This window comes from Streptomyces sp. NPDC059398, from assembly GCF_042751845.1.
Classification (GTDB): Bacteria; Actinomycetota; Actinomycetes; order Streptomycetales; family Streptomycetaceae; genus Streptomyces.
This window is the reverse complement of record NZ_JBHYWP010000126.1, coordinates 1-20,286: the sequence shown is the minus strand read 5'-3', so window position 1 is coordinate 20,286 and position 20,286 is coordinate 1. Positions and strand designations below refer to the sequence as shown.

The following is a 20,286-nucleotide window of genomic DNA, read 5'->3' as shown; positions in this document are numbered from 1 at the left end:
CCACCACAACTCCCACCCCCCCCCCCCCCCCGGGCACCCCCCCCCGGGCCGCGCGCTGGCGGTCCCAGAGGCGGACGGCCAGCGCCAGACAGGACGACGCGAGGAACCACTCGCCCCACGGCGCGTCGTCCCGGCGGTCCAGATGCGGATGCCAGGGCGTGGTGCCGTCGTGCGAGGTGAGGCGCAGACGTCCCGTACTGCGCCGCAGCAGCCTGTTCACGGCTGATGCGGCGGCGGCGGTCCCCTCAGCCGTGAAGACCTCGCGCAGCGCACGGGCCGACGCGCGCAGGCCGTCCATGTCGCGTGCGGAGAGGGCGAGTTCACCGGTCTCGCCGTGAGCGCGCAGCACCTCGGCCACCTGCCCCGGCGTCGCCGCCTCCAGGCTCAGGACGTTGATCAGAGCGGCGGTCCGCTCCAGAGTCTCGTTCGGCGTGAGCACCCGGCCACGGTAACGCATCTGGCGCGTAATTGAGTTACGTACGTAACGTGGCCGCCATGCAGAAGCGTTACGCACTGGTCCGCTACACCGCCGGGGCGGTGGCGGCGCGTACCGGTGACGAGATGTCGGGGCCCGCCCTGCTGCTGGCCGGGCTCGCGGTCACCGGTTCGGCCTCGGCCGCCTCCGCGCTCCTCGCCGGTCTCACGGTCTCGGCCGCGGTCGGCGGCCCCGTCCTCGGCGTGTTCCTGGACCGCGCGGCGCGCCCCGGCCGCCTGCTGGCCTGCGCGCTCGCGCTCTACGCCGGGACGCTGGGCGCTCTGCTGCTGGGTCTGGGCCGGATACCCGTCGGCTGTGTCGTACTGGTCGCGGCGGCGGGCGGGCTGCTCGGGCCCGCGCTCTCGGGCGGCTGGACCGCCCAACTGCCGCGCGTCGTCACCGCCTGCGCGCTGCCCCGCGCGAACACCCTCGACGCGATGACGTTCGGCCTGGCGAGCCTGGCCGGCCCTGCCCTGGCCGGAGCCGTCGCGGCGTCGGCGGGGGCGTCCAGCGGTGTGGCGGTGTCGGCCGGGCTGATCTGCCTGGCTGTTCCGGCCGCGTGGATGCTGCCCGGACGGAGCGGTACGGAAAGGACTGCCGCACGGCGGCGGGTCCGCAGCGACCTCACCGCCGGATTCCGCGCCATCGCCCGCTCCCCCGCCCTGGCCCGCGCGACCACCGCGTCCGTCATCTCCTGTGCGGGCGGCGGTGTACTGCTCGCCTGCACCCCGCTGCTCGGGGAGCGGGTGTTCGGCGGGGCGGACCGGGGTGCGGCCCTGCTCACCACCACCGCCTGCGCCGCCCTCGCGGCGAACGCCCTGCTCTCCCGCCGTCATCGGCCGCCGCGCCCGGAGACGGTCGTCCGGCTCAGCACGCTGGTTCTGGCGGCAGCCCCGCTGCTCGCGGCGACCGGCCGTCCGGTACCGGTCGCCGTATCCGCCGTTCTCGCCGGAATCGGTGAAGGCCCCCAGCTCACCGCCCTGTTCGCGATCCGCCACCGGGAGGCGCCCGAGCGATTGCGCGGCCAGATCTTCACCACGGGCGCCAGCCTCAAACTCACCGGTTTCGCCCTCGGCTCGGCAGCCGCCGGACCGCTCGCCGCCCGGTCGCGGCCGGGCGCCCTGCTGACAGCGGCCGGGGTTCAGCTGCTCGCCGCGCTTTGCTCATCGCGGGGCGCCCGGCGCGCTCGCGGCGACCGCACCGCGGCGGCCGCCCGTGTCAGGACGCCGGGTGGGGGCCGGGCCCGGTGATGCGGGCGAGCCAGCGGAGCAGCAGAGCGGTTTCCACCGGTTCGAGGGCGTCGGTGCCGTTCAGCTCCAGCTGGGCGTGCAGGCGCAGGGCGGCCGAGTGCAGGGGGTCGCCCTCGTCGTGTGCGGCGGGCCGGGTGAGCACCCGGGAGAACACGGCGTCACGCATCAGGTGCGACACCGTGGAGTCCTCGAACAGCGCCGGCACGGCGATGTGGTGGAGCGTGATGCCGACGTTCGCGGAGAGGATCAGCTCGGCGGCGGTGCCCGGTTCGGTTCTGAGGGCGCCCACCGCCGCGCACCGGACGAGCGCCGCCACGAGCAGGTCGAACACGCGCTGCCGGGCGGTGGAGTGGGACCAGGGCCGGGGTGTGAACATCAGCTGGTAGAGCGCCGGATTGTCCTTCGCGAAGGCCAGGTGGCCGTCCCATCCGGCCAGCAGGTCGGCCACCGGGTCCCCGGTCTGCTCCTGGGCCGCCTTGAGCGCGGCATACCGCTCATATCCGTGGTCGGCCACCGCGTCGAGGAGTCCGCGCTTGTCGCCGAACAACCGGTAGAGGACCGGCTGGGTCACGCCGACGGCTTCGCAGACCGCACGGGTGGCCACGTCGTGGTCCGAAGAGCCCGCCAGTTGCCGCAGCGCGGCTTCGGTCATTGCCGCTCGGATCGTTCCGTCCGTATCCATGAAATCAACGATACGCCATGTGACTAGCGTCGATAAAGAACCCGTGCTAGCGTCGCCATATCGTCGATTTCGCACATCGGTATCGCCGATACGGAAGGAGAGCTATGAACGAGCAGCGTGTCGCCCTGGTCACGGGCGGCTCCCGGGGGATCGGACGGGCGACAGCGATCACCCTCGGCACCCGCGGCTACGCCGTCGCGGTGGGATTCGCGGGGTCGGCCGGCGCCGCACAGGAGGTGGTCGGGACCATTTCGGCCGCCGGCGGCCGGGCCGTACCGGTACAGGCCGACGTGGCCGACGAGCACGCGGTCGCGGCCGCTTTCGACTCGGCGGAGAAGGAGTTCGGCGGCGTCGACGTCGTGGTGAACTCCGCGGGCCGGATGGGCCTGTCACCCATCGCGGACCTCGATCTCACCGTCCTGGACGACCTGTACCGCACCAACATCCGCGGCACCTTCGTCGTGGCCAGGGAGGCGGCTCGCCGCGTACGTGACGGAGGCGCCGTCGTCAGTCTGTCCACGTCGGTGCTGGGGCTGCAGTTCCCCCAGTACGGCGCCTACGCCGCCAGCAAGGGGGCGGTGGAGGCGATGACGCTCATCCTCGCGCGGGAGCTGAGGGGCCGCGACATCACGGTCAACGCGGTCGCCCCGGGCCCCACGGCCACCGAGCTGTTCTTCGAGGGCAAGGACGAGGCCACGATCGAGCGCCTCGCCAAGCAGCCCCCGCTGGAGCGGCTCGGCACCCCCGAGGACATCGCCGAGGTCGTCGCCTTCCTGGCCGGCCCCGCGGGGCACTGGGTCAACGGGCAGGTCCTGCGTGCCAACGGCGGGATCGTCTGACACCCGGCGGCCACACCCCCGCCCCGCTGCCGCCCCACCTCTCCGACTCACTCAACACCCCATCAGAGAACAGGAATCACCATGCCTTTCGCCAACCTCAAGGTGCCCGCCGAAACCCTGACGCAGGAGTCGAAGAAGAAGCTCGTCGACGCCGTCACGGACGCGTACGCCGATGTCTACGGTGAGCGCGCCCGCGCCACCACCCTCGTGGTGATCGACGAGGTCCCCGACGGGGGCTGGAGCGTGGGCGGCACCATCCTCACGGCCGAGATGCTCGGCAGGAGCTGAGACCCGACGGCGGGGCGGACGTCGTGGCGCCCGCCCCGCCACCCGGGCCACCGGGCCCGTACCGACCGCCGCCCCGGACGCCTGGGCAGCCTTCCCCGCCGAGCCCCGCCACCGGACGCATACGCTCCTCCTCGTCGTCGTGCGCACCGGTACGGCGGCGCGGAGGAGGAGGCACCACCCATGCAGCAGGAGACAGCGGCGCCCCGGGCGGACATACCGCAGGACACACGCCAGAAGGTCCCGCAGGACACCCGGCCGGACACACGGCAGGACGACGCCCCGCAGGACCCCCGGCCGGACGCTTCGGCGCGCAAGCAGCGGTTGCGAAGACGCCTGGAGCGGCTGATCGGCATCGCCGCCACCGAGGGCAATGAGCTGGTCCCGCTGCGCAACGGGGACGAGATCTTCCCCGCCATGCTGGACGCCGTCCGTGCCGCCGAGCACACCATCGACCTGATGACCTTCGTCTACTGGCGCGGGCAGATCGCCCACGACTTCGCGACGGCCCTGGCGGACCGCGCGCGGGCCGGTGTCCGGGTGCGGCTCCTGCTCGACGGCTTCGGCGCCAAGGAGATCGAGCAGGAGCTGCTCGACGCCATGGACAGCGCCGGGGTGCAGGTCGCGTGGTTCCGTAAGCCCACCCGGCTCTCACCGTTCAAGCAGAACCACCGCTGCCACCGCAAGGCGCTCGTCGTGGACGAGCACACCGCCTTCACCGGGGGCGTCGGCATCGCCGAGGAGTGGTGCGGGGACGCACGGGACTCCACCGAGTGGCGCGACACCCATGTACGGCTGCGCGGGCCCGCCGTCGACGGGGTCGCCGCCGCCTTCGCGCAGAACTGGGCGGAGTGCCACGACGAGCTGTACGACGACCGCGACCGCTTCACCGAGCACGCCCAGCCCGGCGACGCCACCGTCCAGGTGGTGCGCGGCTCGGCCAGCTTCGGCTGGCAGGACCTCCAGACTCTCATCCGCGTGATGCTCACATCGGCCGAGGAGCGCTTCCGGCTGGCCACCGCCTACTTCGCACCGGACACCTACTTCATCGAGTTGCTGTGCGCGACGGCCCGCCGGGGTGTCCGGGTCGAGATCCTGCTGCCGGGCCCGCACACCGACCAGCGCGCCTGCCGGCTGGCGGGGCGGCACCACTACGCGGCTCTGCTGGCCGCCGGTGTCGAGATCCGCGAGTACCGGCCCACCATGCTGCACACCAAGATCATCACGGTCGACCGGGTGGCGTCCCTGATCGGCTCGACCAACTTCAACCGCCGCTCCCTCGAACACGACGAGGAGGTCATGCTCGCGGTCCTGGACGAGACGTTCACCACGGCGCTCGACTCCGACTTCGACGCCGATCTGAAGCGCAGCGAGGCCATCGACCCCGCCCGCTGGGACCGTCGCGCGCTGTCCGAGCGGCTGCGGGAAGCGGCCGTGATCCCCATCAGGCACTTCCTCTGAGCGGGCGGCCGGGTACGGTACCTGCGGTCGCTCGCCAAGACGGCGACAACGTGTGATCATTGCTGGATGACAACTGTTAGCGTGCCTTCGGACCAGAGCGGCGAGCCGGACGGCGTGTCCTGCTTCGAGCAGGGCGCCGTAACCGTGGTCGCACCGTCCGGAGAGATCGACATCGACGCGGCCCCACCGGTCCGCGAGGCCATCGCGGGCGCGTTCCACACCGGGAGACCGGTGGTGCTCGACCTGTCCCGGGTCACCTTCGCGGACTCCAGCGCGCTGAACCTGCTGCTCTGGGCCAACTCCACCGGGACGTTCTGCCTGGCGGGCCCGGTGCACCAGCAGGTGCAGCGCCTCTTCGACGTCACCGGGGTGGAGGAGATCTTCACCACCGCGCCCACCCTCCCCGAAGCGCTGGCCGTCGTGGCGGACGCGGAGGAGAAGATCTAGGGTCGCCCGGGTCAGCCGCGTCCGACCCAGTCGACACAGACCACCAAAGCATCATCGGCGAGCGGCGCGTTGTCGCGGTAGGCGGCCAGTTCGCGCAGCACCGCCCGCGGCACCTGCGAAGGCGGCAGAAAGCGGGTCGAGCCCAGGGAGCGGGCCAGGGCCCGCTCCCCGTACACCTCACCGCCGGCCGACCTGGTGTCGTACACGCCGTCGCTCCCGAAGAGCAGCCGGTCGCCGCCGCGCACCTGGAAGCGCTGGCTGGTGTACGAGGTGTCCTCGAACATGCCGAGCGGCAACTGGGCCTCGAAAGGGATCGGTTCGACCGCTCCGTCGCGCATCCGCCAGACCCGGGGCGAACCGGCGTCCACCACCTCGGCCTCGCCCGTCGCCAGATCGAAACTCATCAGAAGTACGGAGACATGCGCATCGCCCCGGTACTGCCCGTAGACGGCCTGGTCGGCCAGGTACGCCTGGTCCGCGAGGCCCACGCCCGCGCGGCGCGCGTTGCGCAGGGCGTTGGTCGCGAGGCTGGTGAGCAGCGACGCCTCGATCCCGGTTCCCCAGCCGTTGGTCACGATGAGCTGGAGGGTGTCGGCGGAGACCGTCCAGTCGTAGGTGTCGCCGAAAATGGCGTAGGCGGGCTCCAGATGGGCGCCGAGCGAGAACTCCGGACGGTCGACCGAGTGCCCCGGCAGCAGCTGCCACTGCACCTCGGCGGCGAGGGTGAGCCGGGTGGCCCGGCGGGCCACGACATACAGATCGGTGTCGCGTTCGGCGACCAGGATCTCGTGCCCGAGGGCTTCGCAGATGTGTACCAGCTCCGGCAGTACGGCCTCTTCGTACCGCTCGTCGGGGATGCTCACCGACAGCGTGCCCATCCGGTCGCCGCGAATGGTGACGGGCAGATGGACGATCACCACCCCGCTGCCCCGGACCCGCTCCAGATACGGCTCCTGCGCTCCGAACGCACGGCCCTGCGGGCTGTCGTGGATCGGTACGGGATCCGTGGCGAGGGGTACGGTCTCGACCACCTGCAAGGTGGCGACGGCGTAGTCGGCCATGCGCAGCACCACACTGACGGCACCGCAGTGCTCACGCAGAGCGTCGGTGACGACATCGGCCAGCAAGTGGGGTGCAGCCGACCGCAGCGCGCGCTCCACCGCTGTGAAACTGTCCACAGTCGCGATGATGGCACACCCGGACGACCGGCCGCCCCTTGTGGCGAACGGTCTGCGGACAGCCTCCGTCCACTATGCGGACGGCCCGTCACCGCACACGGCTTGCGCCGCGATCACGCCCTCGCTGTAATGGCTGCCGCAAAGGAAGTGGAACGGTCGCTGCTTGGATCCGCACCGCGGTCGGCAAGCCCCACAGGACCACGGAACCGAGGAGTTCGGAAGCACATGAAGGACAGACCTGGTCCGGCCGGAATACGCGACGAGGCCGACGGCCCGTCCGCGTCGCACCGCTCGACCGGCGCACGGTGAGTCAAACGCCGCACAGCGGCGGCGGCAGGTGGTTCCGTCGGGGGTCCACCGCGTACGGGAGCACCCCCGAGCCCATGACGCCCGGCGTGCCCGCCCCCGGGCCCCCTCCGCCGCTCGGCGCGCAGCCCGCAGCCCCTCAGCAGTGGGCCCCGCAGGACGCGCACGACAGCGGGGCTCAGCAGTGGGCCCCGCAGGACGCGCACGACAGCGGGCGGGACACCGAGCTGATCCGGGCCAGCCTCGCGGTGGTCGAACCGCAGGTCGAGGAGATAGCGGTCTACTTCTACGCCATCCTCTTCGCCCGGTACCCGGCGGTTCGTGAACTCTTCCCCGCCAATATGGATGTGCAGCGCGACCGGCTGCTCCGGGCACTGCTGCGGATCGTCGAACTGGTCGACGATCCCGACAGCCTGACGCGCTTCTGCGCCCATCTGGGCCGGGACCACCGCAAGTTCGGCACTCAGCGCGCCCATTACCCGGCGGTCGGCGAGTGCCTCATAGAGTCGCTGGCCCGGTTCGCGGGCCCGGCCTGGACCGCGGAGATCTCCGGTGCCTGGGAGCGTGCGTACGGGGCGGTCGCGGACATCATGGTGCGCTCCGCCGAGCAGGACGCCCAGTACAACCCGGCGGTCTGGAACGCGGTGGTGACCGGGCATGTGCGCCACCCCAGCGGTATCGCGGAGATCACCGTGCGGCCCGACCAGCCCTACGCCTACACCGCGGGTCAGTATCTGAGCCTGGAGTCGCCGTGGTGGCCCCGGGAGTGGCGGCACTACTCCCCGGCCCACGCACCGCGCGAGGACTCGTCCCTGACCTTCCACGTCCGGGCGGTCACGGGCGGCCGGGTCAGCCAGGCGCTCGTCGACCACACGGCCGTCGGCGACCAGCTGCGGCTCGGCCCGCCCCAGGGGGACATGGCCATCGACCCCGGCTCCCGCGACGACCTGCTCTGTGTGGCGGGCGGCACCGGGCTCGCCCCCATCCGGGCCCTCGTCGAGGAGGTGGCCCGGCAGGGCATCTCGCACCGGCGCAGTGTGGACCTGTTCGTCGGCGCCAGAACGGCCGAAGAGCTGTACGGACTCGACGACATGCTCCGGATGAGCCAGCGCCATCCCTGGCTCACCGTGCGTGCGGCGGTCTCCCAGCAGAACATCGTGGGCCGCACCGGCTCCCTGCCCCAGGTGCTGGCCGAGTTCGGCCCCTGGCACCGGCACGAGGCGTACCTCAGCGGCCCCCAGCAGATGATCTCCGCCGCAGCCGATGTCCTGCTCCAGCGGGGTCTCGCTCCGGAGAAGCTGCACTACGACCCATGGGGTGCGCCCGCGCTCGCCTCGTCACTGCGCCGTGCCCGCGCCGGTGCCCGTGCCCAGGAGGAAGACGATCAGCTGTGACCACCTATGAGGACTCGTTCGGCTCCGCAGGGGAGCGGCTGCTCCAGGAGGCGCTGGGAACCGGGGAGCGTGCGTCCGGCTTCTACGAGCGGCAGATGCGCCCCTGCCTCACCCCGGCCATGATGGACTTCATCGCACGGCAGTACATGGTGTTCCTCTCCACGGCGGACGCGCACGGCGAGTGCGACGCGAGTTTCCGCTCGGGGCCGCCCGGGTTCGTCGTCGCGCTCGACGACCACACGCTCACCTACCCCGAGTACCGCGGCAACGGGGTGGTGGCCAGCGCGGGCAACATCACCGAGAACCCGCACCTCGGGATGCTCTTCATCGACTTCACCGAGCACCACATAGGGCTGCACGTGAACGGGCGGGCCCAGGTCCTTTCGGCCCACGACCACTACGCCCTCTATCCGCACCTGCCCCGCGACACCGCGCCCGGCAGGCAGCCGCAGATGTGGATCCATCTGTCGGTCGACGAGGCGTACGTCCACTGCTCCAAGCACATCCCCCATCTGGAGCCCGCGCCCCGGCAGCGCACCTCGCCCGCGCAGCGTCCCAAGGACTCCGAGTACTTCACCGGGGAGCGGCGGCCGGTGGCGTATCCCACGCCGCCGTCCTACCCCGGGGGGTACGCCGAGCCGTCCTCGTACCCGGCCGCTCCCCCGCCTCCCGCGGCTCCGCCCGCCCCCGCCCGGCACGCCGCCGGCAGCGGGAACGCCCCCGGGGCGCCCGCACGCACGCGGCGTGAGCGTCTCCTGAAGCTTCTGCGCTGACCGCCCGCGCGCATGAAACACTGGCTGAATGGCTCTGTCCGGTAAAGCCTCGGCCCCGCGGTCCCCCCAGGCCGCCGACGTGGCGTCCGAGGTCATCGAGCTGCTGGAAGTGCTCTGGGAACACGGCCGGGACGCGGTATCCCCCGCGCCCGCCTCCGCGTCCCAGCTGAGAGTCCTGTACACGCTGGACCGGGAGGAAGGCATCAACCAGCGCTCGCTGGGCGAGGTGCTGGGTGCCGCGCCGTCGTCCGTCAGCCGGCTCTGCGACCGGCTCCAGGCGCTCGGCTTCGTGGAGCGCTCGCCCAGCCCGGTGAGCCGGCGCGAGCTGGAGCTCCGGCTCACCCCGCAGGGCCGCACCTATCTGCGGGATCTGCGGGCCCGGCGCGAGGAAGCCCTGCTGGCGTCCATCGCGGCCATGCCGCCCGCCGCCCAGCGGGCCCTGGTCGAGGGCCTGACCGGTTTCCGGCGCTCCCTGGAGACCACATCGCCGGTGCGGGCGCCGGAGCGGAGCGACTCCCGTGGGCGGGCCCACGGGATGTCCGCCTGAGGGCTGTCCCGTACCCCGGAGGGCGCAGGACGACAGCTGCGGCGCCGCGCCCCGTCGTCTCCCGGGCCGGGCCCGGCCGGTGGCGGGCTGCTACTCGGCCGGTTCCACCCCGGCCCGCAGCAGACCGTAGGTGTACGCGTCCTCCAGGGCCTGCCAGGACGCGGCGATGACGTTCTCCGCGACGCCGACCGTCGACCACTCCGCCTCGCCGTCGCTGGTGGTGATCAGCACGCGGGTGGTCGAGTCGGTGCCGTGCCTGCCCTCCAGGATGCGGACCTTGTAGTCCGTCAGCTCCAGCTTGGCGAGCTGCGGGTAGATCCGCTCCAGGCCGACCCGCAGCGCCCGGTCGAGTGCGTTGACCGGGCCGTTGCCCTCCGCCGTCGCGACGATACGCTCGCTCTTGGCCCACAGCTTCACCGTCGCCTCGTTGGCGTGGGTGCCGTCCGGACGGTTCTCCACGATGGCGCGCCAGGACTCGACCCGGAAGTACCGGCGGGCCCGGCCCTCGGCCTCCTCGCGGAGCAGCAGTTCGAAGGAGGCGTCAGCGGCCTCGTAGGTGTAGCCCTGGAGCTCGCGCTCCTTGACGCGCTCGACGACCCGGGCGACCAGTTCGCGGTCGCCGCCCAGGTCGATGCCGAGCTCCTTGCCCTTGAGCTCGATCGAGGCACGGCCCGCCATGTCGGAGACCAGCATCCGCATGGTGTTGCCGACCTGCTCGGGGGCGATGTGCTGGTAGAGGTCCGGGTCGACCTTGATCGCGGAGGCATGCAGCCCCGCCTTGTGCGCGAAGGCGGAGACGCCCACGTACGGCTGGTGGGTGGAGGGAGTGAGGTTGACGACCTCGGCGATGGCGTGCGAGATACGGGTCATCTCGGGCAGCGAGCCCTCGGGGAGTACGGACTTGCCGTACTTCAGCTCCAGAGCGGCCACGACGGGGAAAAGGTTGGCGTTGCCGACGCGCTCCCCGTAGCCGTTGGCCGTGCACTGCACATGGGTGGCGCCCGCGTCGACGGCGGCGAGGGTGTTGGCGACGGCGCAGCCGGTGTCGTCCTGGGTGTGGATGCCCAGGCGTGCGCCGGTGTCGGCGAGGACCGTGGCCACGACGGCCTGGATCTGGGCGGGCAGCATCCCGCCGTTGGTGTCGCAGAGGATGACGACATCGGCGCCGGCCTCGGCCGCCGCGCGTACGACGGACTTGGCGTACTCCGGGTTGACCTTGTACCCGTCGAAGAAGTGCTCGCAGTCGAGGAAGACGCGGCGGCCCTGGGCCCGGAGGTAGGAGACGGAGTCGCGCACCATCGCCAGGTTCTCGTCGAGCGTGGTGCGCAGCGCCAGTTCCACATGGCGGTCGTGGGACTTGGCGACCAGCGTGATGACCGGGGCGCCGGACTCCAGGAGCGCGTTGAGCTGCGGGTCCTCCTCGGCGGGGGTGTGCGGCCTGCGGGTGGCGCCGAAGGCCACCAGCTGCGCGTGCCTGAAGTCGATCTCCTGCCGCGCGCGGGCGAAGAACTCCGTGTCGCGGGGGTTGGCGCCGGGCCAGCCGCCCTCGATGAATCCCACGCCGAAGTCGTCGAGGTGCCGGGCGATCGTCAGCTTGTCCGAGACGGTGAGGTTGATGCCTTCGCGCTGTGCGCCGTCGCGGAGCGTCGTGTCGAAGACATGGAAGCTGTCGTCCGTGGCCTTGGCCTCTGTGGTCATGCTGATCTGACTCCTGTCGGATGGGTGGATCCGGAATGTCTGGCTCCACTTGCCCCCATCTTCGCGTGCGCCTCGTTCCGGGCCGAGGTGGGGCCCGTAAACGAAAAAACCCCTCGCGGGTGCGAAGGGTTAGCGCGCGGGTCTGGGGCACGGTGGCCGCGCCGTACGGGTTGGTACGGGTGCGGTCACTGCGGACCGGCGCGCCTGCTGCCGATAATCATGGCGAACGAGGACACGCCCGCAGTCTGCCACACCGTCCACTCCCCATAGAGGGAATCTCACGATGCGGTCAAGTCTCCCCGCGGGCGCGGCGCGCACCACGTCCGCGGGACCGGGCCGCGCGGTCCGGCTCACAGCGCGGAAGGGCTCGCCTCCCCCAGGGTTCCGGGCGTCCGGGCGGTGGCGCCTTCGGCTGTGCCCCGGTTCAGATCGATGTCGCGGGTTTCCCGCATCGTGAGATAGACCACCAGCGAGACCGCCGCGCACCCGGCCACGTACCAGTAGAAACCCGACTCGGCGCCGGCCTTCTTGAACCAGAGCGCCACATACTCCGCGGTGCCTCCGAAGAGCGCGTTGGCCACCGCGTACGGCAGGGCGACCCCCAGCGCGCGGATCCCGGTCGGGAAGAGCTCGGCCTTCACACAGGCGTTGATCGAGGTGTAACCGGTGACGATGAGCAGCGCGAGCAGCGCCAGGCCGAAGGCCGGCCAGAACGTGCCCGCGTGCTTGAGCATCATCATGATCGGCACGGTCAGGAAGGTGGAGCCGACCGCGAACACGATGAGCAGCGGACGGCGTCCGATCCGGTCCGAGAGGATGCCCGCCAACGGCTGGATACACATGAAGATGAAGAGCGCGCAGAAGCTCACCAGCGAGGCGGTGGACTTCGGCATTCCGGCGCTGGAGGAGAGGAACTTGGTGAGGTACGTCGTGTACGTGTAATAGGCGACGGTGCCGCCCATCGTCAGGGCCATCACAAGGACGGCCTCCCGGCGGTGTGCCCAGAGCGCCCGGAGCGTGCCGCGGCTCTCGTCGGCCGCCGCACCGGACTCCGCGTACACCTCGGTCTCCAGGAGCGAGCGCCGCAGATAGAAGACGACGGCCGCGCCGACGGCGCCCACGATGAACGGGATGCGCCAGCCCCAGCTGTGCAGGGCGTCCTCGGACAGGGTGCGCTGGAGGAGGATCTGCATCCCCAGGCCCACGAGTTGGCCCGCGGTCATCGACACGTACTGGAAGCTGGAGGCGAATCCACGCCGGCCGGGGGCGGACGCCTCGGTGAGATAGGTGGCGCTGGCCGCGTACTCACCGCCGACGGAGAGCCCCTGGAGCAGCCGGGCGACCAGCAGGACGGCGACGCCGCCGTACCCGGCGACCGCGTAGGTGGGGGCGACCGCGATGAGGATCGCCGACGCGGACATCAGGGTGACGGTGAGGGTCAGTGCCGCCTTGCGGCCCCTGCGGTCGCCGATCCGGCCGAGCAGCCAGCCGCCGACGGGCCGCATGAAGAAGCCGACGGCGAAGATGCCCATGGTGTTCATGAGGTTCGCGGTCTCGTTCCCCTCCGGGAAGAACGCGTCGGCGAAGTACACCGCGAAGGTGGCGTACACGAACCAGTCGAACCACTCGACCATGTTGCCGGCCGAACCGACCCAGACCTTCTTCCACTGCTCTCGTCCCATGGGGGTTCACGGTGGCGCAGCCGCCTGACGGCCCACAAGAGGGCCGCACGCAACGATCACGCGTACTTGTGTGCGTTGCGTTCCCGTCCGGCCGCGCTCCGCGCAGCACCGGATCAGCCGGGCGGAGCGAGCGCCTCGTCGATGAACTCACCGATGTGGGCGAGGACCTGGGGCCGCCCGGAGCCCGGGAGCCCCATCGCCACATGGGTACTGAAACCGTCCAGCAGGGCCCTTATCCGCGTCGCGAACCGCTCGGTGTCGACCGCGCGCAGCTCACCGCGTGACGCCCCCTCGACCAGCAGGGCGACCAGATCACGGTGCCAGGACAGTTCGATGTCGAGCAGCCGGGCGCGGGTGTCGTCGTCCACGCCGTGCGCCCGGTTCCACAGTTCGAGCCAGAGCGACCAGTGCGGGTCACGGGGGCCCGCGGGGATGTACAGATCGACATACGCGTCGAGCCGTTCGCGGACCGGTACCTGCCGGGCGAGCGCCGAGCGGCGGTCCATGCCGAGCAGTTCCTCGCTCCATTCGAGGGTCTGGAGCAGCAGTTCGTCCTTGGTGCGGAAGTAGTACAGGAGGTGCCCGCTGCTCATCCCGACCTCACGGCCGAGCCCCGCCATGGTGAGCTTCTCCAGGCCGCCGTCGGCGATGCTGGCCATGGCGGCGGCCAGCAGGCTCTCGCGGGGCGGGGCGTTCTTGCGCGCGCGGGCCGCCGGTTCGTTCATGGAGCCCAGAATATGGGACCCGCCGGCGGCCGCCGCGGGCTCGTCCTGGTCCCGGGCTCCGTGGCCTCCGTCCCGCTCCGTGGGCCGTGTCCTAGGCGCCGTCCACCAGCGGCTGCTGCTGGGTGATGCAGTGGATGCCGCCGCCGCCCGCGAAGATCGTCCGGGCGTCGACCTGGACGACGGTCCGCTCCGGGAAGAGCCGCCGGAAGACCGCGGCCGCCTCCTCGTCCCGGGGATCGCCGAACGAGCAGAGCACCACACCGCCGTTGCAGAGGTAGTGGTTGATGTACGAGTAGTCGGCCCAGCCCCCGTCCGCCTCCAGGACGGTGGGGGCCTGGACCTCCACCACCTCCAGCGGGCGGCCCTTCGCGTCGGTCTCGGCGCGCAGCTGGGCCACGATCCCCTTGCACAGATCGTGGTCGGGGTGTGCGGGGTCGGGCTGGGTGTGGGCGACGACCACGCCGGGGCGCGCGAACGCGGCCACGATGTCGACATGTCCCCGGGTCCCGAACTCGCCGTAGTCGCCGCTGAGTCCGCGCGGCAGCCAGATCGCCTTCGTGGTGCCGAGCCGGGTGTGGATCTCGGCCTCTACCTGTTCCCGGGTCCAGCCGGGGTTGCGCTCGGCGCCCAGCTGGACGGTCTCGGTCAGCAGGACCGTGCCTTCGCCGTCGACATGGATCGCACCGCCCTCGTTGACGAGATCCGATGAGAGGGTCCGCGCCCCGGCCAGGTCGGAGACGTACGCACCGATCTTGGCGTCGTGGCCCCAGCGGGCCCAGGACTGGGCGCCCCAGCCGTTGAACGTCCAGTCCACCGCGGCCAGCCGTTCGCCGTCGGTGACGAAGGTCGGGCCGATGTCCCGCATCCAGGCGTCGTCCAGGTCCCGCTCGACCAGCTCGACGTCCGGTCCGAGCAGCGCGCGGGCGTCCGCCGACTGGCCGGGGCCGGTCACCATCGTCACCGGCTCGAAGCGGCGCACCGCCCGCGCCACAGCCGCCCACGCCTCACGCGCCCGCGCCAGACCCGCCGCGTCGTCGAAGGTCGGGTTCGGGCCGGGCCAGGCCATCCAGGTGCGCTCGTGCGGGGCCCACTCGGGCGGCATTCGGAACATGGCGGGGTCCTCCGGGAGATCGGACGGCAGGGATGAACCGGCGGGGAGACCGGTGCGGGCCGCGGTAGGGCGGATCACAGGAAGTACAGCCGGTTGAGCGAGACCGAATCGGCGGGCCGGGACTCCAGCGGGTCGCCGTCGAGTGTGACCAGACCCGTGCGCTGGTCCACATCCACCTGTCCGGTACGGGAGTTGAGCCGCAGGTCGGCCGGGCCGATGCCCCGGGTGCCGCGTACGGCGACGCGCCGGCGGCGGGTCGGCATGTGGTCGCTGCCCAGGTCGATGGCGGCCTGGGCCACGAAGGCCACTCCGAGGTCCGCGGGGGCCGCCCCGTAGGAGCCGAAGAGCGGTCCGAGGATCAGCGGCTCACAGGTGTCGGTCGCGGCGTTGGGGTCGCCGGTCACCCCGTACGCCGGGAAGCCCGATTTGAGGACGAGCTGCGGCTTCGCGCCGAAGGAGTCGGGGCGCCACAGCACGATGTCCGCGAGCTTGCCGGTCTCGATGGAGCCGATCTCGTGGGCGAGGCCGTGGGCGATCGCCGGGTTGATGGTCAGCTTCGCCATGTACCGCAGGACACGCTCGTTGTCGTCGTCGCCCTCCGCACCGCGCTCGGCCTTCATCTTCCCGGCCATGGCGAAGGTGCGGCGTACGGTCTCGCCCGCGCGCCCCATGCCCTGGGCGTCCGACGAGGTGATCCCGATGGCACCGAGGTCGTGCAGAACGTCCTCGGCGCCCATCGTCCCGGCGCGGATCCGGTCGCGGGCCATGGCCGCGTCGCCCGGCAGATCGGTCTTGAGGTCGTGTACGGAGACGATCATCCCGTAGTGCTCGGCGACCGCGTCCCGGCCGAACGGCAGCGTCGGGTTGGTGGACGAGCCGATGACGTTGGGCACCCCGGCCATCTTCAACACGTTCGGCACATGGCCGCCGCCGCACCCCTCGATGTGGAAGGCGTGGATCGTACGGCCCTCCAGGACGCTCAGGGTGTCCTCGACCGACAGGCACTCGTTCAGGCCGTCGCTGTGCAGGGCGACCTGGACGTCGTACTCCTCCGCGACGCGCAGCGCGGTGTCCAGGGCGCGGGTGTGCGCGCCCATGTCCTCATGGACCTTGAAGCCGGACGCGCCGCCCTCGGCGAGTGCTTCGACCAGCGGGGCCGGGTCGGACGACGAACCGCGCCCCAGGAAGCCGATGTTGACGGGCCAGGCGTCGAAGGCGTTGAACGCGTGGCGCAGCGCCCAGGGCGAGTTGACCCCGACGCCCCAGACCGGGCCGAACTCCTGGCCGATGATCGTCGTCACCCCGGAGGCGAGCGAGGCCTCCATGATGCGCGGGGAGAGCAGATGGACATGGGCGTCGACGGCGCCCGCGGTGGCGATCAGCCCCTCGCCCGAGACGATCGAGGTGCCGGTGCCCACGACGACATCGACCCCGTCGAGGGTGTCGGGGTTGCCCGCCCGGCCGACCGAGGCGATCCGGCCCTCCCGGATCCCGATGGAGACCTTGCGGATGCCCTGCACCGCGTCGATCACCAGCACATTGCTGATCACGACATCGCAGGTCTCGCGCACGGCGGCGGCCTTGAGGTGCAGTCCGTCGCGGGCGGTCTTGCCGAATCCGGCCAGGAACTCGTCGCCGGGCCGCTGTGCGTCGGACTCGACCCGTACGGTCAGCCCCGAGTCGCCGAGGCGGACCCGGTCTCCCGTGCGGGGCCCGTGCACGGCCGTGTACTCACTCATCGTTCGGCTCCCGTCGTCCGGCTCCCAGATATCCGCAGGCCGCCGCGCGCCGCAGGGCCTCTTCCTTCGCGCCGGGCGCGTCCAGCGGCCCGTCGACCAGACCGGCGAAGCCGATCGCGATCCGGTCGCCGCCGATCGCGATCAGCCCCACCTCCGCGCTCTCGCCCGGCCCGAACCGCACCGACGAGCCGGCCGGTACGCAGAGCCGCATGCCGTAGGCGGCGGCGCGGTCGAAGTCCAGCCGGGGGTTGGCCTCGAAGAAGTGGAAGTGCGAGGTGACGCTGACCGGCACGGACGCGGTGTTGCGCACGGTCAGCGTCCGGTCGGGGACCGGGTCGGGGTAGCCGGGCCCGGACAGCACGGCGCCGGGCGCTTCGTCGCCCAGTGAACCGCCGCCGATGGGGTCGCTGACCACGGCGAGCCGCGACCCGTCGTCGAAGACGGCCTCGACATGCACCTCGGTGACCACATCGGCGACCCCGGGCAGCACATCGCCGGTGCCGAGCACCGCGCGCGCCGCGTCGATCGCCTCCGCGAGGCGCCGCCCGTCACGGGCCGCCTCACAGACCGTGTCGGCGATCAGCGCCGTCGCCTCGGGGACATTGAGCAGCAGTCCGCGCGCCCGGCGCGCCCGCGCCAGCTCCGCGGCGCCGAACAGCAGCAGCCGGTCGCGCTCGGTCGGGGTCAGTCTCACGCCCACTCGCTTCCATCGATCGCCCAGTGATCACTGCTCGTCGCTCATGATCCATCACTTAGAACGCCACTCTAACTTCAAACAACGGTTATAGAAAGAACCAGAACCATTGACATACAAAACCGGAAGACATCAGATTGAGCGGCACTCAAACAGGCGAGCACGCAATCAGACCAGCACTGAAACAGACGAGCGGAGAGTTACCTCGTGCCGATCGAACAGCGCGGAGTCGACACCATCCCCGACGCGGAGCGCACCAGTGGTCCGCGTGATCTCATCAGCATCCTGCTGGGGTCCAACCTCTGCCTGGGAGTGATCATCTTCGGCTGGCTGCCGGTCTCCTTCGGCCTCGGTCTGTGGCCGTCCGTCACCTCCGTCGTCTCCGGCACGGTCGTCGGTACCCTGCTCACCGCGCCGCTCGCCCTGGTCTCCCTGCGGACCGGCACCAACCTCTCCACGTCGAGCGGCGCCCAGTTCGGCGTACGCGGCCGGCTCATCGGCTCCGTCGTCGGTCTGCTGCTCTCGCTCGGATACACCGCGCTGACGCTCTGGACCGGCGGCGACGTGATGACCGGGACCCTGTCCCGGCTGACCGGGCTGCCCGACAGCGGCCTGATGCACGCCCTCGTCTACGCGCTGCTCGCCGCCCTCACCGTCACCGGCGCGGTGTACGGGTACCGGATCCTGCTGCGCCTCAGCAAGGCGCTCGCGCTCGGTATGACGCTCCTGCTGGTGCTCGGACTCTTCGCGTACGCCCCCGACTTCACCACCGCCGCCGCGCCGCACACCGGATATCTGCTCGGCTCCTTCTGGCCCACCTGGTTCCTCTCTGCGGTGGCCGCCGGGCTCAGCGGCCCCATCGCCTTCATCACCCTGCTCGGCGACTACACCCGCTATGTCTCGCCCCGCCGCCACACCTCACAGGCCGTGCTGACCGCCACCTGTTGCGGCCTGGTACTCGGGCTGCTGGTCCCCCAGCTCTTCGGCACGTACACCGCGCTCGCCGCCCGCTCGGCGGCCGACTTCGCGGGTCCGCTCGTCACCGCGTCGCCCGGCTGGTACCTGATCCCGCTGCTGCTCGCCGCGTCGGCGGGCTCGGTCGGCAACGCGGGGCTGATGCTCTACTCGATGGGCCTGGACCTGGACGCGATCCTGCCGCGCGCCACCCGGGCGCGGGCGACCCTGGTGGTGGCCGCCGTCGCCACGCTCTTCGTCTTCGTGGGCCACTTCGCCTGGGACGCGCAGTCGGCGATGACCTCATTCGTCCTGCTGCTCACGGCCATCGGCACGCCATGGGCCGTGATCACCGTCATCGGGTACGTGCGGTGCGGCGGCCAGTACGACTCCGACGCCCTCCAGGTCTTCAACCGCCGCTCCGTGGGCGGGATCTACTGGTACCGCTCGGGCTGGAACGTACGGGCGTCGGTGGCCTGGGCGGCCGGCGCGGCCGTCGGGCTGTGCGCGGTCTCCACCCCGTTCTACGAGGGCCCCCTGCTGCACCTCACCGGCGGGGTGGACTGCAGCTTCCTCTTCTCCGGCGCCGTGGGCGGCCTGGTCCACGCGGCGCTGACCGCACGCACGGCCCCGGCCCGCGCCGCCGTGAAGGACCCCGCGGACCCTTCCGAGACCCCTGCCGGAGCGCTCGCGGAGTTGTAGCGTCATGGCCCATGGACCTGGACCGTGAGATACAGGCTTTCGTCCCCGAACCGGCCCGCGCCGAACGGATCGCCGCCGAGACCGCGGCCGTCACCGCCCGCTGGCCCGACCCCGCGGACCGGCCGCCCCTCTTCGGCGTCCCGGTCGGCGTCAAGGACATCATCCATGTCGACGCCCTGCCCACCAGGGCGGGTTCGGCCCTCCCGCCGGAGGCCCTGGCCGGGCGGCAGGCCACGGTCGTCGACCGGCTGCGCGCGGCGGGAGCGGTGATCGCGGGCAAGACCGTGACGGCCGAGTTCGCGGTCCTGGCCCCGGGCCCGACCCGTAATCCGCGCAACCTCGCGCACACCCCGGGCGGTTCGAGCAGCGGCTCGGCGGCGGCGGTCGCGGCCGGAATGGTGCCGCTGGCCGTGGGGAGCCAGACGGTCGGCTCGATGATCCGCCCGGCCGCGTACTGCGGAGTGGCCGCCTTCAAACCGACGTACGGACGCATCCCGGTCGACGGTGTCCTCGCGAACGCTCCCAGCTTCGACACTCTCGGCCTCTTCGCGGCGGACGTGGCGGGACTGCTGCCCGCGGCAGCGGCGGTCTGCGACAACTGGCGCCCGTACGAGCCGGCGGCGCGCAGCCCGTACGAGCCGACGGCACACACCGCCGCGGCCGGCCCGAGGGCCGCCCTGCCGGTGCTGGCCGTCCCCGAAGGCCCTTACCTGGAGTGCGCGGAACCGGAGGCGCTCGATGTCTTCGCGACCCGGGTGGAGCGGCTGCGCGCGGCGGGGTTCACCGTGCGGCGGATCCCTGTGATGGCCGACTTCGCGCAGGTCAGGGCGCAGCTCTTCACGATGAACCGCTACGAGGTGGCGCGTACGCACACGGAGTGGTTCGCCGAGTACGGCGCGCTCTACCGCCCCGAGACGGTGCGGGCGATCCAGGAGGGCCTGGCCATCACGGAGGTCGACTACGCACGGGCGCAGCGGGAGCGGGTCGCGTTCCGCGACCGGATGGCGTCGGCGATGACCGGCACCGACCTGTGGATCACCCCGTCCGCGACCGGCCCGGCCCCCCTGGGCCTCACCACGACCGGCAGCTCGGTCATGTGCCTCCCGTGGAGCAACGCCGGTCTCCCCTCCCTGACGATCCCGGCCGGTCACGCGGGGAACGGACTACCGCTGGGACTCCAGTGCGTGGGAGCCGCGGGCGCAGACGAACGGGTCCTGGCCTGGGGCACCATGATCGAGACGGCGATCGGGGAGGACTGACAGTGATGATTGCTGTGGCTCCGCTCGGCGGTCTGACCCCAGGACTGACTGGCGCTTCGGCTGTCCTTCCGTGGATTCGTCGGCT

General features: G+C 71.7%; 19 protein-coding genes. 10 read left to right on the top strand and 9 right to left on the bottom strand.

The genetic code is table 11. The features are described from left to right. A partial coding sequence (locus tag ACFXBC_RS31585; RefSeq protein ID WP_385032272.1) for an ABATE domain-containing protein occupies positions 1–439 on the bottom strand: 439 nt, incomplete at its 3' end. Between the two features lie 56 nt (positions 440–495). Here ACFXBC_RS31585 and ACFXBC_RS31580 point away from each other — a divergent pair. Continuing rightward, a complete protein-coding gene (locus tag ACFXBC_RS31580; RefSeq protein WP_385032269.1) occupies positions 496–1,725 on the top strand; it encodes an MFS transporter in 1,230 nt (409 codons plus the stop codon). Here the strand turns inward: ACFXBC_RS31580 and ACFXBC_RS31575 are convergent. Next, entirely contained in the window at positions 1,694–2,407 is a 714-nt protein-coding gene (locus ACFXBC_RS31575) for a TetR/AcrR family transcriptional regulator (protein WP_385032266.1), read from the bottom strand. The two genes, ACFXBC_RS31580 and ACFXBC_RS31575, sit on opposite strands and share 32 nt — an antisense overlap. 104 nt (positions 2,408–2,511) lie before the next feature. Here ACFXBC_RS31575 and ACFXBC_RS31570 point away from each other — a divergent pair, with 104 nt between their 5' ends. From ACFXBC_RS31570 to ACFXBC_RS31555, 4 genes are all read left to right on the top strand, one after another. Further along, positions 2,512–3,246 carry an SDR family oxidoreductase gene (locus ACFXBC_RS31570; protein ID WP_385032263.1) on the top strand — a complete coding sequence of 245 codons (735 nt, stop codon included), beginning with the start codon at positions 2,512–2,514 and terminating at the stop codon, positions 3,244–3,246. Positions 3,247–3,327: 81 nt separating this feature from the next. Beyond that, positions 3,328–3,534 carry a tautomerase family protein gene (locus ACFXBC_RS31565; RefSeq protein ID WP_385032260.1) on the top strand — a complete coding sequence of 69 codons (207 nt, stop codon included), beginning with the start codon at positions 3,328–3,330 and terminating at the stop codon, positions 3,532–3,534. A 180-nt stretch (positions 3,535–3,714) separates the two neighbouring features. After that, entirely contained in the window at positions 3,715–4,992 is a 1,278-nt protein-coding gene (locus ACFXBC_RS31560) for a phosphatidylserine/phosphatidylglycerophosphate/cardiolipin synthase family protein (protein WP_385032257.1), read from the top strand. Between the two features lie 66 nt (positions 4,993–5,058). Further along, a complete protein-coding gene (locus ACFXBC_RS31555; RefSeq protein ID WP_385032254.1) occupies positions 5,059–5,439 on the top strand; it encodes an STAS domain-containing protein in 381 nt (126 codons plus the stop codon). 11 nt (positions 5,440–5,450) lie between these two features. On the opposite strand, the gene ACFXBC_RS31550 is transcribed toward ACFXBC_RS31555, so the two are convergent. Then, a complete protein-coding gene (locus ACFXBC_RS31550) occupies positions 5,451–6,617 on the bottom strand; it encodes a PP2C family protein-serine/threonine phosphatase (protein ID WP_385032251.1) in 1,167 nt (388 codons plus the stop codon). A gap of 383 nt (positions 6,618–7,000) precedes the next feature. Between ACFXBC_RS31550 and ACFXBC_RS31545 the strand changes: the two genes are divergently transcribed. Genes ACFXBC_RS31545 through ACFXBC_RS31535 form a run of 3 tightly spaced genes read left to right on the top strand, consistent with a single transcriptional unit; the run spans position 7,001 to position 9,637 of the window. After that, the gene (locus ACFXBC_RS31545; RefSeq protein WP_385032248.1) at positions 7,001–8,317 is read left to right on the top strand and encodes a globin domain-containing protein; all 1,317 of its coding nucleotides are present in this window, start codon (positions 7,001–7,003) and stop codon (positions 8,315–8,317) included. Beyond that, positions 8,314–9,090 (top strand): pyridoxamine 5'-phosphate oxidase family protein, encoded by a 777-nt coding sequence (locus ACFXBC_RS31540; protein ID WP_385032245.1) that lies wholly within the window; start codon positions 8,314–8,316, stop codon positions 9,088–9,090. Before ACFXBC_RS31545 ends, ACFXBC_RS31540 begins: the two co-directional genes overlap by 4 nt. Before the next feature lie 28 nt (positions 9,091–9,118). After that, the gene (locus ACFXBC_RS31535) at positions 9,119–9,637 is read left to right on the top strand and encodes a MarR family winged helix-turn-helix transcriptional regulator (RefSeq protein ID WP_385032242.1); all 519 of its coding nucleotides are present in this window, start codon (positions 9,119–9,121) and stop codon (positions 9,635–9,637) included. 90 nt (positions 9,638–9,727) lie between these two features. On the opposite strand, the gene cimA is transcribed toward ACFXBC_RS31535, so the two are convergent. The 6 genes from cimA to ureA form a co-directional block, all read right to left on the bottom strand. Next, on the bottom strand, positions 9,728–11,335 hold the full coding sequence (gene cimA / locus ACFXBC_RS31530) for a citramalate synthase (protein ID WP_385032238.1): 1,608 nt from the start codon (positions 11,333–11,335) through the stop codon (positions 9,728–9,730). Positions 11,336–11,685: 350 nt separating this feature from the next. After that, the gene (locus ACFXBC_RS31525) at positions 11,686–13,017 is read right to left on the bottom strand and encodes an MFS transporter (protein WP_385032235.1); all 1,332 of its coding nucleotides are present in this window, start codon (positions 13,015–13,017) and stop codon (positions 11,686–11,688) included. 113 nt (positions 13,018–13,130) lie between these two features. Next, positions 13,131–13,742: a TetR/AcrR family transcriptional regulator gene (locus ACFXBC_RS31520; RefSeq protein ID WP_385032232.1), complete on the bottom strand. Its 612-nt coding sequence runs from the start codon at positions 13,740–13,742 to the stop codon at positions 13,131–13,133. 91 nt (positions 13,743–13,833) lie between these two features. Continuing rightward, on the bottom strand, positions 13,834–14,853 hold the full coding sequence (locus ACFXBC_RS31515; RefSeq protein WP_385032229.1) for an agmatine/peptidylarginine deiminase: 1,020 nt from the start codon (positions 14,851–14,853) through the stop codon (positions 13,834–13,836). A 74-nt stretch (positions 14,854–14,927) separates the two neighbouring features. Next, entirely contained in the window at positions 14,928–16,592 is a 1,665-nt protein-coding gene (locus tag ACFXBC_RS31510; RefSeq protein ID WP_385032225.1) for an urease subunit alpha, read from the bottom strand. After that, on the bottom strand, positions 16,585–17,286 hold the full coding sequence (gene ureA / locus ACFXBC_RS31505; protein WP_385032222.1) for an urease subunit gamma: 702 nt from the start codon (positions 17,284–17,286) through the stop codon (positions 16,585–16,587). The genes ACFXBC_RS31510 and ureA overlap by 8 nt, the downstream gene beginning before the upstream one ends. 207 nt (positions 17,287–17,493) lie before the next feature. On the opposite strand from ureA, the gene ACFXBC_RS31500 reads away from it, so the two are divergent. Together ACFXBC_RS31500 and ACFXBC_RS31495 are read left to right on the top strand one after the other, a co-directional pair. Next, entirely contained in the window at positions 17,494–18,942 is a 1,449-nt protein-coding gene (locus ACFXBC_RS31500; protein WP_385032219.1) for a cytosine permease, read from the top strand. A gap of 11 nt (positions 18,943–18,953) precedes the next feature. After that, a complete protein-coding gene (locus ACFXBC_RS31495; protein WP_385032216.1) occupies positions 18,954–20,201 on the top strand; it encodes an amidase in 1,248 nt (415 codons plus the stop codon). Positions 20,202–20,286 lie beyond the last annotated feature (85 nt).

Bases quoted from the DNA above. Each gene is read 5' to 3' on its own strand.
- ACFXBC_RS31580 (WP_385032269.1), top strand. From the start codon at position 496: ATGCAGAAGCGTTACGCACTGGTCCGCTACACCGCCGGGGCGGTGGCG.
- ACFXBC_RS31575 (WP_385032266.1), bottom strand. From the start codon at position 2,407: ATGGATACGGACGGAACGATCCGAGCGGCAATGACCGAAGCCGCGCTG.
- ACFXBC_RS31570 (WP_385032263.1), top strand. From the start codon at position 2,512: ATGAACGAGCAGCGTGTCGCCCTGGTCACGGGCGGCTCCCGGGGGATC.
- ACFXBC_RS31565 (WP_385032260.1), top strand. From the start codon at position 3,328: ATGCCTTTCGCCAACCTCAAGGTGCCCGCCGAAACCCTGACGCAGGAG.
- ACFXBC_RS31560 (WP_385032257.1), top strand. From the start codon at position 3,715: ATGCAGCAGGAGACAGCGGCGCCCCGGGCGGACATACCGCAGGACACA.
- ACFXBC_RS31555 (WP_385032254.1), top strand. From the start codon at position 5,059: ATGACAACTGTTAGCGTGCCTTCGGACCAGAGCGGCGAGCCGGACGGC.
- ACFXBC_RS31545 (WP_385032248.1), top strand. From the start codon at position 7,001: ATGACGCCCGGCGTGCCCGCCCCCGGGCCCCCTCCGCCGCTCGGCGCG.
- ACFXBC_RS31535 (WP_385032242.1), top strand. From the start codon at position 9,119: ATGGCTCTGTCCGGTAAAGCCTCGGCCCCGCGGTCCCCCCAGGCCGCC.
- cimA (WP_385032238.1), bottom strand. From the start codon at position 11,335: ATGACCACAGAGGCCAAGGCCACGGACGACAGCTTCCATGTCTTCGAC.
- ACFXBC_RS31525 (WP_385032235.1), bottom strand. From the start codon at position 13,017: ATGGGACGAGAGCAGTGGAAGAAGGTCTGGGTCGGTTCGGCCGGCAAC.
- ACFXBC_RS31520 (WP_385032232.1), bottom strand. From the start codon at position 13,742: ATGAACGAACCGGCGGCCCGCGCGCGCAAGAACGCCCCGCCCCGCGAG.
- ACFXBC_RS31515 (WP_385032229.1), bottom strand. From the start codon at position 14,853: ATGTTCCGAATGCCGCCCGAGTGGGCCCCGCACGAGCGCACCTGGATG.
- ACFXBC_RS31510 (WP_385032225.1), bottom strand. From the start codon at position 16,592: ATGAGTGAGTACACGGCCGTGCACGGGCCCCGCACGGGAGACCGGGTC.
- ACFXBC_RS31495 (WP_385032216.1), top strand. From the start codon at position 18,954: ATGGACCTGGACCGTGAGATACAGGCTTTCGTCCCCGAACCGGCCCGC.